Here is a 14,957-nt window from a genome sequence, read left to right as displayed (position 1 = left end):
TTGCCGCGCCCCGCAGTGCCCGCTTCCCCCGAGAACAATTATCAGTGCAGGTAGAGCCCTTGCGCAAAAGCCATGTGCTCGCGATATTGCAAAAAGTCTACTCACTTAGCTGGCAACTGCACCAAACGGCTGGGCAGAACGCCCATTTCCTGCATTTTCTTGCCTGCGAACGCATCGATGCGACGCTACGCCATAATAGTTGGCGGACAAACGCGAGAGAAAGCAACCACATGGCACAGACCACGACAGACACCACCGCCAGCACCGTTTCCGGCGCCGGAGCCGCCAGCTCATTCTCGGGCGGCACGGGAACCGAAGCCGAGTTCGGTTCGCTCGGCGCGCTCTCCCCCACCTGGTGGGAGCCCGAGGATGGCAGTGAGCCCGAACCGTGGCTCACGCCCGATCAGGCCTTCGAACGTTTCTTTGAATGGACGAGCGATCGCGGTATTGAGCTGTGGGACCACCAGGAAGAGGCCCTCATGGATCTAGCCGCCGGTGACCATGTCATTTTGGGAACACCGACCGGATCGGGTAAATCGCTCGTCGCGCTGGGAATGCTCTTTATGGGCATGGCGCAGGGCAAGCGCTGCTACTACACGGCTCCTATCAAGGCTCTGGTCAGTGAGAAGTTTTTCGACCTTGTGCAGGTGCTCGGCCGCGATAACGTCGGCATGATCACCGGCGACACGCACATCAACACCAAGGCGCCCGTCATCTGTTGCACGGCAGAAATCCTTGCCAACGACGCACTGCGCGAGGGCGAAGATGCCGATGTTGGCTGCGTCGCCATGGACGAGTTCCACTACTTTGCCGACCCCGATCGCGGTTGGGCCTGGCAGGTGCCACTGCTCGCCCTGCCTCACACGCAATTCATGCTCATGAGCGCCACGCTCGGCGATGTCACCGCGATCGCCGCCTCGCTCGAGGAGCACACCGGCGCTGCTTGCGACCTGGTTGTCGACGCCCCGCGCCCTGTTCCGCTGAGCTACGACTATGTGACGACCTCCCTCGAGGGCACCGTCGAGCTCGCCATGCGCCGCGGAGAGGCCCCACTCTACATCGTGCACTTTAGTCAGGACGCCGCGCTTGCCACGGCACAGTCGCTTGCCAACTTTGGCATCGCTAGCAAGGAGCAGTGCGAGGCCATTAAGGAAGCTGCCAAAGGCACGAGTTTCTCCACCGCCTTCGGCAAGATTCTCAAGCGCCTGCTCGGCTGCGGCGTCGGCGTGCACCACGCCGGTATGCTGCCGCGCTATCGCCTACTGGTTGAGCGCCTGGCGCAGCAGGGCCTGCTGCCCGTCATCTGCGGCACCGACACGCTCGGCGTCGGCATCAACGTGCCCATCCACACCGTGGTGCTCACCGCGCTCACCAAGTTCGACGGTTACAAGATGCGTCGTCTGCGCGCCCGCGAGTTCCACCAGATTGCCGGTCGCGCCGGCCGCTCGGGCTTTGACACCGAGGGTATGGTAATTGCCGAGGCGCCGGAGCACGAGATCGAAAACGCCAAGCTTATGGCCAAAGCGGGCGACGACCCCAAAAAACTCCGTAAGATTAAAAAGAAAAAGGCCCCCGAGGGCTTTGTCGCCTGGAACAAGCAGACCTTTGAGCGCCTGATCGAGACGCAGCCCGAGACGCTCAAGCCGCGCCTGCGCATCACGCACTCCATGGTGATTAGCGTGGTCGAGCAGGGCGGCGATGCCCGAACCCGCGTACACGACCTCATCGAGACGAGCCTGCAGACTCCCGAGGAAAAGGCTAAGCTCGAGGTTCGCGCCGACGAAATCTTCGCCACGCTCATCGATTCCGGCGTCGTCGTTCGCACCGAGGTGCCGCCCGCGCCCGACGCCCCGACTGACGCCGCGCCGGACATCGACTATGCGCTGACGGTCGATCTGCCCGAGGACTTCGCGCTCGATCAGCCGCTCTCGCCGTTCTTGCTTGCCGCGTTGGAGCTGCTCGACCCCGAGAGTGAGACCTATACCATGGATCTGATCTCGATGGTCGAGGCAACGCTCGAGGATCCCAAACAGGTGCTGCGTGCACAGGAGCGCGCCGCGCGCGACCGCGCGATGGCAGAAATGAAGGCTGACGGCGTCGAATATGAGGAGCGCTTGGAGCGCATTCAAGACGTCACGTACGAAAAGCCGCTCGAGGATTTGCTCGACGCCGCTTTTGACAAGTACTGCCAGGAAGTGCCCTGGGCCAACGACTATCAGCTCTCTCCCAAGAGCGTTCTGCGCGATATGCTGGAAAGCACGAGCGATTTTAAGGGCTACATTCAAAAGCTCGGCATCGCCCGCTCCGAGGGCATTTTGCTGCGCTACCTGGCAGAGTCCTACCGTTCCCTCGATCGCACCGTACCGATCGAGAAGCGCGACGAGCGCCTGCGCGACATCATCTCGTGGCTGGGCTTTGTGGTGCGTTCGGTGGACTCGAGCCTGGTGGACGAGTGGGAGAACGCCGGCAACCCCGCTGCACTCGACGCCGCGCCGCCGCAGGGCATCGACGAGGTCGTGGCGGACCGTCGCGGCTGCACGCTATTGGTGCGCAACGCGCTCTTCCGCCGCGTGACCCTTGCCGCCCGCGAGCACGTTCGCGACCTAGGCGAGCTCGACGACGACTGGGGCATGAGCGAGATCCGCTGGCAAAAAGCACTCGACGCTTACCACGAGCAGCACGAGGAAATCCTCACCGACGGAGATGCCCGCAGCGCCGCGATGTTTTCCATTGACGAGTCCGACGAGAAGACCGCACACGTATGGCACGTGCACCAGATCTTTGCCGACGAGGATGGCGACCACGATTTTGGCATCATGGGCGATGTCGATCTGGACGCCACGCAAGACGGCGGCGAGGTCATCTTCAAAAACTACCGCGTCGGCTTTATCGAGGACCTGCTCGAGGACTAGCCGGGCACAATGGAACGAAACGAAGCGGGGTCGCTGGCAACATCGCCAGCGGCCCCGCTTTTGCGCGATACGCTATCCCCTACTCGGTATCCTCGACCTCATACGAATCTGCCTCGGCTGGCTCATCATTTGTCTCCGGCGCAGCCCCGCGCGCCTCGTCAAAGGCGGCCTTCATGGTCTTGTTGCCCCACGTGAGCTTGCGAATGGTAAGATCATCGGCCTTCTTGTTGGCCAGGCGCAGATTGTTCTCGGAGGACAGCAACGCCTCCTTGGTTTTCTGCAGATGGCTAATCGTCTTGTCGATCTCATCGATTGCCGTTTGGAACTTGCGGCTCGCGATCTCGTAGTTGCGGCCGAAATCGTTCTTGAACTTCTCCATCTTGGCTTCGAAGTTCGTGACGTCGATATTCTGCTGTTTGTACTCCGCCAGCTCCTGCTTATAGCGAAGCGAACCCATGGCGGCGTTGCGAAGAAGCGTGATCATGGGAATAAAGAACTGCGGGCGAATCACGTACATCTTCTCGTAGCGATAGCTCACGTCCACGATTCCCGCGTTGTAAAGCTCGCTCTCGGGCTCGAGCAGCGTGCAGAGCACCGCGTACTCACAGCCTTTCTGGCGACGATCGTGATCGAGTTTCTTAAAGAAGTCCTCGTTTTTATGCTTGGTCGCGGTCTCGTCGTTCTCGTTTTTCATCTCGAACATAATCGAAATGACCTCGTTGCCGCTTGCGTCGCACTCGCGGAAGATAAAGTCGCCCTTGGTACCCTCGGACGCATCGTTATCTTTCTCGAAGTACGCGTTGGGAAACGCCGTCATGCGCAGGCGATTGAACTCGGTCTCGCAGTGCTGCTCGAGCGACTCGCCCACCATCTTGGTGGACAGGCGTACCTTCATGTCCTTAAGACGCTCAATCTCTTCGTCCTTGTAGCGAATCAGGTCATCGCTCGCGCGCTTGGCCTGCGCGAGCTCGAGCTCATGCGCCGCCTTGACCTGTTCCTCGCGAGAATCGCGCACCGCCAGCTCGCTCGTCAGTTTGGCACGCGCCTCATCGCGCTCTCGCTCCGCCGCGGCGACCGCCTCTGACAGGTTCATTTTTGCCATCAGTTCCTGCTCGCGCAGCTGGGCACGCAGGCCCTCGGCCTCTTGCTCGGACTGAGCCTTTGCGGCGGAAAACTTCTCTTGCACCTTCGCGCGATAGTCAGCAAGCGCGCGCTCGGCCTCGCTGCGAGCGGCATCGAGCTCACGCTGCGACTCTGCCGCGGCAGCGGCAAGCGCCATCTCCTGGGCCTTGTCCGCCGCGGCAAGCCTGGCCTGCAGCTCGGCAATCTGAGCGTCGCGTGCAGCTAAATCGTTTTGAGCAGCGTTGCGCGCCGCCGACTCGACGAGCTTAGCTTCGTCATCTTTGCGCTCCAGCTGCGCACGCAAATTGTCGATTTCTCGCTGAAGCTCGGCGTTTTCCTTTTGAGCGTCGGCACGGGCCTCAACCGCCGCGCGCTGGCTTGCACTCTCGCGCTCTGCGGCAGCGCCCTCGAGCTTGGCGCGCAGCTCGGCAAGCTCAGCATCGCGCTTGGCAACCTCTTGTGCCAGCTGTTGAGCTGCAGCGTTCTTCTGCTCGATAAGCTGAGCGTTGCGCTGAGACTCTGCCTTTTGCAAGGCAGCCGTCAAACGCGAGCGCTCAAGCTCCAGCGCCTGCTCGCCCTCGCGCTGGACTGCCTTCACACGCTCATCCAGGTCGCGCGAAAACTCGGCATCGCGCACTTGCTTGACAATATCCGCATAGCCAGACGCATCGACCTTAAAGACTTCGCCACAATGCGGGCACTTGATCTCATTCATAGCAGCTCCTCGATGAACGCAAATTTCAACCGCCTACACTCTACCGCGCTGCACGGACAAAAAAGGCGCCGCCGCCATAATGGCAACGGCGCCGGAACCACCGCAAAGGTGCCTATCCCTATTGTGGTGGTTCTGGCGCCCTATAGCCCAAAGAAGCTAAGAATCTGGTCGCGGCTTACGGGCTTGTACTCGTTGGCGTCGAGGCCGACATCGTAGCGAAAGATAGGACGTTCGCGGTCGCGATTGCGCACGTTGGTGCGGTCTCCTCTGCTGTGGATATGCCCGTGTAGCATGATGGCACCACGCGCCTTACCATTCCAGCTGAGCATGGGGTAATGGCTCATCACCAGACGATGGCCCTTGGCATAGCCGGGAGCAACCTCCTGGTAATCGCGCACGTCTTCCCAAATTTGCGGGGCGTCGGGATCTTCCCAGTCGCCGTCATGGTTACCGCAGATGAGCGTCACATTCTTGCATTCGATACGCTCGCGCAGGTGCACGGCGTCCGCTAGGGGCAAACGATAGGTAAAGTCTCCCAAGATATAGAGACGGTCGTCCGCCGCCACGCACTCATTAATGGCATCGGTGACCCTGCGGTTCATCTCCTCGACCGAATCAAACGGTCGATCCATATCGTGCAAGATATTCGTATCGCCCAGGTGTAGGTCGGCGGTAAACCACATCATCGTCTATGCCCTCATTTCGCAACGCGTCAAACTGGTGCTAAGTATACAGACACAGCGATGCGGCGGTTAGCCAAAGAGCCCGCCGAACAGTCCGCGGCGGCGCTTGTCTTGCTTTTTCGAAGCGTCACCCTGAGTTTTCTTGTCCTGCCGTTTCCTACGGCCCTGCTCCAACTCATCGTCATCGAGTAGCATATCCCATTCAAACGGATCATCCGTCAAATCGAACAGGTCATCGTCGTCAAACATGGCAGCTTCCCTTACCGATTAGCGAGCATCCACCACATAGAGGCCAACGCGCACCTGATGCCACGGGCTGCGTTCGGGGGCAACCTGTTGCACGCGGGCCTCAAATACGTCCTCGTGGCCGTAATACATCATCAAGGACAGCGGGCCGACCTCGTTTCCCGGAACATAGCCAAGCTTGGTGTTGCCGTAATAGATCGCAACCGCCTCAGGGTCATGGGGATTATCGCGCTCGGCACACAGCGTCAGCTTATCGCCCGCTTTAAGATCGCCCAGGACCAAGGCGCCATCGGCATACTGAAATCCTGCAATGTGAAATGACAGAAGAACACGTGAAGGCTCGTACATAGCAGCTCCTCTAACAGCCGGATAAACCGGTGTGTAACCTTATTGAGAAGTCTACGGTCCCGTGCGGACACAAATACATCCTGTCTGCGTCCTTCAATCGTTTGCCTCAACGCTTGCGCGACAGAACGCTTGCAGATAAGATAGGAACACGGATGGCACCCGTTGCCGCGGGTCTTGCCAACTCCGATACACGTTTTCATCGTGAGAAGTGGCCGTCTTCGCTTACGCGGGGGCGGCTATTTCATTCGGCCGATAAACAGACCGAGTTCGATAGCCGCAATCAACAACGCCAATAACGAAATAACATCGCTTACGTTCATACCAAATCCCTTCTAAAGGGAGTTGGCCCATCCGTGCTCCATAACAGTAGTCTAACGCAAAATGCAGGTAATAGGAACACTTGTTCGTATTACCTGCGCCCTTTTCTAATGCACAAACATGCGCACGAATTTGTGCTTCCAGCTTGCGTAGGGCGCATACCGAAACGGCACGTCCAGCCAGGTTGCCTTGTTCACGATGCTCTTCTTGTGGCTAAACGTATCGAAGCTCTCGCGGCCATGGTACTGCCCCATACCGCTCGCGCCCATGCCGCCAAAGCCCATATGGCTCGTAGCCAAGTGCATGATGGTGTCGTTGACGCAGCCGCCGCCAAAGGGCACGTAGCGCACAAAGCGCTGTTGAACCGTACGGTCCTGGCTAAAGATATACAGGGCCAGCGGCGTTGGACGATCCGTAATAAACGCTTCGGCCTCGTCTAGGCTCTCAAACGTCAGCACCGGCAAGATGGGGCCGAAAATCTCCTCCTGCATCACGGCGTCATCGGGGGTCACGCCGTCCAAAATCGTCGGCTCGATCTTGAGCGACGTCTCGCGCGCGGTACCTCCAAGCACGACCTTATCGGGATCGATCAGCCCGCGCGCACGCGCAAAATGCTTGGCGTTGACGATATGCCCGTAGTCCTCGTTATCGAGCGGATGCTCGCCAAACATACGGCGGGCCTCCTCCTTGATAAGGTCCAGCAGCTCGTCGTGCACGCGCGCATCGACCAGCAGGTAGTCGGGCGCCACGCAGGTCTGCCCCACGTTGAGCCACTTACCAAAGGCGATACGGCGTGCTGCCACCTTCAAGTTTGCGGAGGCATCCACGATACAGGGGCTCTTGCCACCCAGTTCAAGCGTCACAGGCGTGAGGTTTTTGCTCGCGCGCTCCATGACGAGCTTGCCGACCGGAACGCTACCGGTAAAGAAGATCTTGTCCCAGCACTCATCGAGCAGCGCCTCGTTCTCGGCACGTCCGCCCTCGACAACCGTCACCAAACGGGGGTCAAACGCCTCTTCGCAGATTTGCTTGAGCACCGTGCTCGATGCCGGAGCATAGGCACTCGGCTTGATGACCACGGTATTGCCCGCGGCAAGGGCGCCGGCGAGCGGCTCGAGCGTCAGCAAAAACGGGTAGTTCCACGGAGCCATGATGAGCGTGACGCCATAGGGCACGGCTTGCGTTTTGCACACGCTCACGGCGTTAGCGAGATCGCACGGACGCAGGCGCGGACGACTCCATCGAGCCACGTAAGCGATCTGATGTCGAATCTCGGAAAGCGACGTGCCGATCTCGCACATATAGGCCTCGTCATGCGACTTTCCCAAATCGGTCTTGAGCGCATGGGCGATATCGGCCTCGTGGGCCCGCACCGCATCGCGTAAACTCGCGAGCGCGCGACGTCGAGCATCGACATCAAACGTAGCGTGCGTCTTAAAGTAGGTGCGCTGATCGCCGACGATGCGCGCAATTTCCTCGGTGTTCATGGACCCTCCTAGTTCTCGTCCTCAAACATACCACCCGCGACGACCTCGTACATATGCTCGAGCTCCAGGCGGTCCATCAAAAGCGGAACGGGGTACAGCGGATTGGCCTCGGCATCGGCATGCGCCGCCATCTCGGGAATGTCGGAGCGGCGAATGCCCGAGACATATTTGGGGATTCCCAGGATCTCGTTCATGCAATCGATCCAATCGATAAAGGCCTCGGCCGCCAGACTGTCCTGCGCGGTAGCCGGCGCAATACCCGCCATGCGAGCAAGATCGGCAAGCTTGGGGGCGGCAGCGTCACCATAAGCGCGAAGCATGTGCGGCAGGATGATAGCGTTGGCCAAACCGTGCGGAATTCCGTATCGGCCGCCCAGACTGTGCGCGATGGCATGAACGTATCCAACATAGGAGCGGGTAAACGCAACGCCCGCCTTATACGCCGCCGAAAGCATATTGCGGCGTGCACGCATGTCGTCGCAATGCTCATAGACCTCGAGCAAATTTTCGCAGATGAGCTGTACCGTCTGACGCGCCATCTTGCGCGTGTAGGGCGTGGTGCTTCGCCCGATAAAGGCCTCGACGGCATGCGTCAGGGCGTCCATGCCCGTCTGCCCCGTAATGGAGGCGGGCAGGCCGCGCGTAAACTCGGGGTCGTGCACCGCAAAGCGCGGGATAAGCACAAAGTCGTTAATGGGATACTTGTAGTGTGTTTCGTCATCGGTAATTACTGCCGCAAGCGTGACCTCGCTTCCCGTACCTGCCGTGGTGGGAACGGCGATGAGAAGCGGCAGGCGACGATGAATCCGCAGCAGGCCGCGCATCTTGTTGATGGGCTTGTTTGGCTGCGCGATGCGTGCTCCCACGCCCTTGGCACAGTCCATGGCCGAGCCACCGCCAAAGCCGATAATGGCCCGGCAGTCATTCTCGCGATACAGGGACGCCGCTTCTTCCACGTTTGAAACCGTGGGGTTCGCTGATGTTTTGGCATAGACCGCAACGCCAATTCCCTTGGACGCGAGCGCTGTCTCGAGCGGTGCCGTGAGCCCCAGACGGGCAATGCCGGGATCCGTCACGATAAGAGCCCGCTGTATCGAACGCTTTTGAAGCACTGTGGGCACATCCTCAGCGTGCTCTAGAATGCGTGGCTCGGTATAGGGTAGCACCGGCAATGCGATGCGAAAAACCGTTTGATACGTTCGGCACCAGGCGCGACGGGCTAAATGCATAAAGGAAACTCCCTCATTTGTTGATTGGTCAACATTTGCTCGACCGATTGTACTCAGCGGCGGTCAAAGACGACCTGCCAATCGTTAATCAATCAACATCTTCATATCTCAAAATTGTTTTATTAAAAATCATTCCTAATAGGCTTCACATTTGGTTGCATTTATGGATAATAGAACCCGTCAAGACGCACGTCCGGAGAGGGCCCTCACGGGACCGGACGAGCGCACCATCGCCATCGATCGAAAGGATCGAATCATGAAGTTTGTTTGCCCCGTTTGCGGTTATGTGGAAGAGTTCGACGGCGACCAGCTGCCCGAGGACTTTAAGTGCCCCCAGTGCGGCGTTCCCGGTTCTCGTTTCCTGAAGCAGGAGGAGGGCCAGCTCGAGTGGGCTGCTGAGCACGTCGTGGGCGTCGCCAAGATGGAGGGCGTCTCCGAGGATATCGTTGCCGACCTGCGCGCCAACTATGAGGGTGAGTGCTCCGAGGTCGGTATGTACCTGGCCATGGCTCGTGTCGCTCATCGCGAGGGCTATCCCGAGATCGGCCTGTACTGGGAGAAGGCTGCCCACGAGGAGGCCGAGCACGCCGCCAAGTTCGCTGAGCTCCTGGGCGAGGTCGTGACCGACTCCACCAAGAAGAACCTCGAGATGCGCGTTGAGGCCGAGAACGGCGCCACCGCCGGCAAGACTGATCTTGCCAAGCGCGCCAAGGCCGCTGGCCTCGATGCCATCCACGACACCGTGCACGAGATGGCTCGCGACGAGGCCCGCCACGGCAAGGCTTTCGCCGGCCTGCTCAAGCGCTACTTTGGCTAAGCCAACCGCCTGAGACATAACCTCTAGCTCGATGAGGCCCGGACCGTATTGGTTCGGGCCTTTTTGCGTCTCGAAGACTCGTTAACGCCCTGAAATAGGACCGCCTTCGGCATCGGTTTCTCGTCAAAAACTAAGTGAGTAGACTTTTTGGAACTTGCCGAGCACGCCATCCATATTGCTTTATAAAGTCGCAGGTAAATGACTTGTCGCAAAACGGCCTGGTCGCCATCAAGCTAAAAGTCTACTCACTTAGTTCCCCAACCGTCCACGATCGAGCCGTTTTGTGTCTAATGGGCATCTTTTCGTCGATTACCCCCAATTTTGTCCAGTCAACGAATAATTCAGACCGGAGTAATGCCTCAGCCCTTTGCTCATCCGAGCTTTTATCACGATATTCAGCATCAAGCATCCTGTATACGGCCTTAACGATCGCGCGGAATCTATCCTCATCGGATATCTGTCTGTGTGTCAGGAGAAGCACGTCGTAGCCCATGGCCTGAAGGGCCGTCATGCGGTCAGCATCGCGCAAGCCATCCCCTGCGCGCCCGTGCGAGGCCTTTCCCTGACATTCAATGGCCACCTGTCGTCTGCCGTCCGGCGAAGACAGAAGTAGATCGATATACGCACGGGACTTTCTCACAATCGCTCGAGCACTTGTGCTTAACGTCACTTCAACATTGAGCTCTATGCCGCAAAACCCTTCGCCTCCCAGGGATCGCGGCAGTCCAAGCAACAAATACGCCTCGACCTCAAAAGGCGACGCGGCACCCAATGGAACGAGTTGCGATACCGCCATAAATCTATTGCCGTAACGCATCCCGCAAACATCTGAACAAAAACGGTCAAGGTCTCCGCCCAAAACTAAAGCGTCTCGACGCCATAAATTTGAGGCGGTGCCGTCCTCGGACGGGCAGCGCACCCAACCGAACGTTGTCGAAATCGCGCCCGAATCAATTGCACACGAAAGCTCCGCCTCAAGTGCCGCTGGCAGAGCGCACACCGCAAACAAGCCACACATCTCCGCCAATACCAAAAGAAGCTGGAGATCCGTCAGGTGCCGCGACATGATGAATGCCGTCAGTAGAGGAGACGTAATCAAAAACCCATGCTCCGTTTCCAGCACGGATTCCCTGGGAAGCTCACCAAGAAACAGCCGCTGCCTAATGCTGGCTGGACAAGTCCGTTTGTTTCTCGTCCGAACCAATGTATACAACGGAAAACCGAGCGCGACCGCAGCCGTCGGGTTGCGGGCGAGATCATATCGCTGCCGGTCTTCTTCCGGTCGTGGAAGCGGCGGACACAAAGCGCGGACTTGAGGAGGCAAACGCCAGTACCTAAAAGCCGATATGTCACAAAGTAGATCCTTCATAGGCACAGGAAAACACGAATTTCAACCCAGTCAGTCACGCATTGGCGCGAACGCACCAAAAATGGCGCCGAACGGACTGCCAAGTTTTCAACAGCCCTCCCCAACTGGCCAAAAGCTTGCCGAGAGCTGGACGAAGCCCTGTTGAAAACCCCATTTTTTCTCATGCAGGAGCTTTGCGCGGCAAGTGAGTAGACTTTTTTGAACATCCCGAGCAGGCCGGTCATCCTGCTTTTCAAAACCGCAGGTAGATAGCTTGCTACAAAACTGCCTGGTCGCCAAAGTGCTAAAAGTCTACTCACTTAGGTTGCAGAGTGCCCCCCATTAGCTGCAATTCCAAGGTTGTTAGTACTTTTGGACTCAGATCGTCATACTGAACAAGAATTTGAGTTGTGTTTTCAGGGACAGATGCGCCATCGGCACACCAAAAACAGTCACCGATATCGATAAAAGGGATGCTCGAGCGCGTGAGGGCCCGTGCAATAGTGCTTCCGCCCGTTCCACGCTCCGCAACCACGGTGCAGTAAAGGCCCGCGTCTGCGTGTTCGATCGAGACTTCCCCTGCCGGAAATGCCTTCCGTACAAGCGCCGCCAGGCCATCACGCGCCTCGCGAGCACGAACGCGCACGCGGTTCACATGTCGCTCGTAATCACCCGATTCCAGCAAACGAGCCAAAGCGACCTGGTCAACAGAACTCACCGACGAGGCGTAAAAACCAAGGTTGCGCCTAAACCGCTCCATTAGCTCATCGGGCAGCACCATGTACGCTAGACGCAACGCCGATGACAGGCTCTTCGAAAACGTGTTGGTGTAGATAACCGACTGGGAGGCATCGATCGACGCGAGCGCGGGAACTGGCTTGCCGGCAAGGCGAAACTCACAATCAAAGTCATCTTCGATGAGGTACCGACCTGGTCGCTCGGCGGCCCAGCTCAGCAGCGCATAGCGACGCGCAATGCTCGTCACAAGACCGGTGGGATACTGATGGGACGGCATAAGATGAAGGACATCGGTCCCAGTTTTCTGCAGAGCGCTCAGGTCCACGCCGTCGTCATCCAACGGGATATGTCGTACTTGGCAGCCCATAGCCTGATAGATGCGCGTCAGACGCAAATAGCCCGGGTCCTCAACGGCATACACCTTGTCAGCGCCAAGCAACTGAACCAACATGGTATCGAGCAGCTGGGCGCCTGCACCGATAACAATGTTGTTGGGGTCGACATTCATGCCCCTTGTCCCACGCAGATGGTGAGCAATTGCGCGTCGCAGCCGAGCGGTGCCCTGCGCCGGGGCGGGCGAAAAGATTTCGCGCTCATCTTCGGATGCCAGCGTCGCCCGTAGTGCGCTTTGCCAAAGCCGCGCCGCCTCCAAAGCGGAAGGAGAAAGTGCATCGAACAGCTCGACCTGTCCGTTGACATCATGCGCGCTGAGGCCCACAGAGACGGTATCTCGGTCGATGCCCTGCGAAGCCAAAGGCAAAACCGGTGCATCCGGAAGCTTGCAAGCGTAGTAGCCACGACGCGGCATTGAGCAAATATAGCCCTCGGCAAGTAACTGGCTATATGCATTCTCGATGGTAATGACACTGATTCCCAGATGACTGGCAAAGGCGCGCTTAGACGGAAGATGCTCCCCCGCCACAATACGTCCAGCAACAATATCATCTCGAATTTGCTGGTAAACATACTCATAAAGCGATGCTTCGCCGCGTTTTTCCAAATTGTAGTCAAGCATGAGTTTGCCACCTGACCTTATCGAGCTGTTCAATCTGGTATTAGGCTGACATTATTATTATCTCGAAAACTGAGTATTTTGCCATACCCAGCTCCCCGATAGGATGTTCCGTCAAGCAATGCACATGCCAACCAAGGGAGCAACCATGGCAGAACAGACCAGCAAGGCCGATCCCGTCAAACTCAATCGCGAACTCGCGCAGATGCTCAAGGGCGGCGTCATCATGGACGTCACCACGCCCGAGCAGGCACGCATCGCCGAGGAGGCAGGCGCCTGCGCCGTCATGGCACTCGAGCGCATCCCGGCCGACATCCGCGCCGCAGGCGGCGTCTCGCGCATGAGCGACCCCAAGATGATCAAGGGCATCCAAGAGGCCGTCTCCATCCCCGTCATGGCCAAGTGCCGCATCGGTCACATTGTCGAGGCGCAGGTCCTGCAGGCTATCGAGATCGATTACATCGACGAGTCCGAGGTTCTCTCCCCTGCCGATGACGTCTATCACATCGACAAGACCCAGTTTGACGTCCCGTTTGTCTGCGGCGCCCGCGATCTGGGCGAGGCGCTGCGCCGTGTTGCCGAGGGCGCCACGATGATTCGCACCAAGGGCGAGCCGGGCACGGGCGACGTCGTTCAGGCCGTGCGCCACATGCGCAAGATCCAAAAGCAGATCCGCGACGTTGTTGCCCTTCGCGACGACGAGCTCTTTGAGGCAGCCAAGCAACTGCAGGTTCCGGTCGAGCTGGTGCGCGAGGTCCATGCCACGGGAAAGCTTCCCGTCGTGAACTTTGCCGCTGGCGGCGTGGCAACCCCGGCCGATGCTGCGCTGATGATGCAGCTGGGTGCCGAGGGCGTCTTTGTCGGCTCGGGCATCTTTAAGAGCGGCGACCCCGCCAAGCGCGCCGCCGCCATCGTTAAGGCTGTGGCTAACTTTACCGACGCCAAACTCATCGCCGAGCTTTCGGAGGACCTGGGCGAGGCCATGGTCGGCATCAACGCCGACGAGATCGAGATCATCATGGAGGAGCGCGGGCGCTAGTCCAGCAGAAAGGATCACACATGAGCGATTATGCAGACCAAACGGTCGCCGTGCTGGCGGTCCAAGGCGCTTTTGCCGAGCACGAGGCGAGGCTGTCCGAGCTGGGCACACGTTGTATTGAGTTGAGGCAGGCAGCCGATTTGAAGCAGGACTTTGACCGTCTGGTACTTCCCGGCGGCGAGTCTACCGTTCAAGGGAAGCTGCTTGATGAGTTGGGCATGCTCGAGGAGCTTCGTGCCCGTATCGTTGAAGGCATGCCCGTCCTGGGCACCTGCGCCGGCCTGATTCTGCTGGCTCACGACCTTGCCGCCCACGACGATAAGGGCACGCCGCGTTTGGCAACCATGGATGTACTTGTCGAGCGCAATGCCTACGGCAGGCAGCTCGGCAGCTTTCGAACCAAGGGGCAGGTATCCGGCATCGACGGTGAAGCGCCACTGACGTTCATCCGCGCGCCCCGCATCGTCGAGGTCCACGGCGACGCCAAGGCCTTAGCGAAAGTCGACGGCCGTATCGTCGCCGCCCGTCAGGGCAACCAGCTCGGTGTCACCTTCCATCCCGAACTCGACGACGACACCCGCCTCCACGAACTGTTCCTACAAATGTAGGCATCGAAATCAACAAACGAAACGAGAGTGGATAATCTCCCACCTTGAGCAAGAATATGGGCTCATACCGGGAGATTATCCACTCTCGTTCTATGTAGTCGTTGGGGACGTTCTTAAACGACTAGTCAAACAAGAACGTCCCCAACGACTACATTGCGATAGACGACCACGTTTGCCCAGATAAAACCGACCAAAATAAACCTGCCCCTTTTTGGCATCCCTTTTTTGCAGATTTGGACTATGGGAACGCCGATGCTTTGGCAACGCCAGCGAGCGCCGCCCAGGGCGAACAAGTTGGCATGAAAAAGGCAAGGCATAGACCTTCTGGTCATGCC

General features: G+C 58.6%; 13 protein-coding genes. 4 read left to right on the top strand and 9 right to left on the bottom strand.

The annotated features are described in order from the left end of the window. The first annotated feature begins 230 nt into the window (after nucleotides 1-230). A complete protein-coding gene (locus I2D41_RS06950) occupies nucleotides 231-2,912 on the top strand; it encodes a DEAD/DEAH box helicase (protein ID WP_195364023.1) in 2,682 nt (893 codons plus the stop codon). Nucleotides 2,913-2,991: 79 nt separating this feature from the next. Here I2D41_RS06950 and I2D41_RS06945 read toward each other — a convergent pair whose 3' ends face one another. From I2D41_RS06945 to I2D41_RS06920, 6 genes are all read right to left on the bottom strand, one after another. Next, complete coding sequence (locus I2D41_RS06945) at nucleotides 2,992-4,749, bottom strand: DUF2130 domain-containing protein (RefSeq protein WP_195364022.1); 1,758 nt, start codon at nucleotides 4,747-4,749, stop codon at nucleotides 2,992-2,994. 140 nt (nucleotides 4,750-4,889) lie between these two features. Then, the gene (locus I2D41_RS06940) at nucleotides 4,890-5,435 is read right to left on the bottom strand and encodes a metallophosphoesterase (protein WP_195364021.1); all 546 of its coding nucleotides are present in this window, start codon (nucleotides 5,433-5,435) and stop codon (nucleotides 4,890-4,892) included. Between the two features lie 66 nt (nucleotides 5,436-5,501). Continuing rightward, nucleotides 5,502-5,681 carry a hypothetical protein gene (locus I2D41_RS06935; protein ID WP_195364020.1) on the bottom strand — a complete coding sequence of 60 codons (180 nt, stop codon included), beginning with the start codon at nucleotides 5,679-5,681 and terminating at the stop codon, nucleotides 5,502-5,504. 18 nt (nucleotides 5,682-5,699) lie between these two features. Then, entirely contained in the window at nucleotides 5,700-6,026 is a 327-nt protein-coding gene (locus I2D41_RS06930; RefSeq protein ID WP_117655201.1) for an HIRAN domain-containing protein, read from the bottom strand. A 425-nt stretch (nucleotides 6,027-6,451) separates the two neighbouring features. Continuing rightward, nucleotides 6,452-7,831 (bottom strand): aldehyde dehydrogenase, encoded by a 1,380-nt coding sequence (locus tag I2D41_RS06925; RefSeq protein WP_195364019.1) that lies wholly within the window; start codon nucleotides 7,829-7,831, stop codon nucleotides 6,452-6,454. An 8-nt stretch (nucleotides 7,832-7,839) separates the two neighbouring features. Next, nucleotides 7,840-9,060, bottom strand: a complete 1,221-nt coding sequence (locus I2D41_RS06920) for an iron-containing alcohol dehydrogenase (RefSeq protein WP_195364018.1) — start codon at nucleotides 9,058-9,060, stop codon at nucleotides 7,840-7,842. 256 nt (nucleotides 9,061-9,316) lie between these two features. On the opposite strand from I2D41_RS06920, the gene I2D41_RS06915 reads away from it, so the two are divergent. Further along, entirely contained in the window at nucleotides 9,317-9,877 is a 561-nt protein-coding gene (locus I2D41_RS06915) for a ferritin family protein (RefSeq protein ID WP_229042238.1), read from the top strand. A gap of 241 nt (nucleotides 9,878-10,118) precedes the next feature. Here I2D41_RS06915 and I2D41_RS06910 read toward each other — a convergent pair whose 3' ends face one another. Both I2D41_RS06910 and pdxR read right to left on the bottom strand, forming a co-directional pair. Further along, nucleotides 10,119-11,000, bottom strand: a complete 882-nt coding sequence (locus tag I2D41_RS06910; RefSeq protein ID WP_195364017.1) for a hypothetical protein — start codon at nucleotides 10,998-11,000, stop codon at nucleotides 10,119-10,121. A 541-nt stretch (nucleotides 11,001-11,541) separates the two neighbouring features. Continuing rightward, nucleotides 11,542-12,978 (bottom strand): MocR-like pyridoxine biosynthesis transcription factor PdxR, encoded by a 1,437-nt coding sequence (pdxR, locus tag I2D41_RS06905; RefSeq protein WP_195364016.1) that lies wholly within the window; start codon nucleotides 12,976-12,978, stop codon nucleotides 11,542-11,544. Between the two features lie 145 nt (nucleotides 12,979-13,123). On the opposite strand from pdxR, the gene pdxS reads away from it, so the two are divergent. After that, nucleotides 13,124-14,014 (top strand): pyridoxal 5'-phosphate synthase lyase subunit PdxS, encoded by an 891-nt coding sequence (gene pdxS, locus I2D41_RS06900; RefSeq protein ID WP_195364015.1) that lies wholly within the window; start codon nucleotides 13,124-13,126, stop codon nucleotides 14,012-14,014. Nucleotides 14,015-14,034: 20 nt separating this feature from the next. After that, nucleotides 14,035-14,622, top strand: a complete 588-nt coding sequence (pdxT, locus tag I2D41_RS06895) for a pyridoxal 5'-phosphate synthase glutaminase subunit PdxT (protein ID WP_195364014.1) — start codon at nucleotides 14,035-14,037, stop codon at nucleotides 14,620-14,622. A gap of 125 nt (nucleotides 14,623-14,747) precedes the next feature. On the opposite strand, the gene I2D41_RS10065 is transcribed toward pdxT, so the two are convergent. After that, nucleotides 14,748-14,957: hypothetical protein (locus I2D41_RS10065; protein WP_229042236.1), on the bottom strand; the 210-nt coding region annotated here is incomplete at its 5' end.

The sequence above is a fragment of the Collinsella aerofaciens genome, from assembly GCF_015552075.1.
GTDB lineage: Bacteria > Actinomycetota > Coriobacteriia > Coriobacteriales > Coriobacteriaceae > Collinsella > Collinsella aerofaciens_Y.
This window is presented reverse-complemented; position numbering and strand designations above follow the sequence as displayed.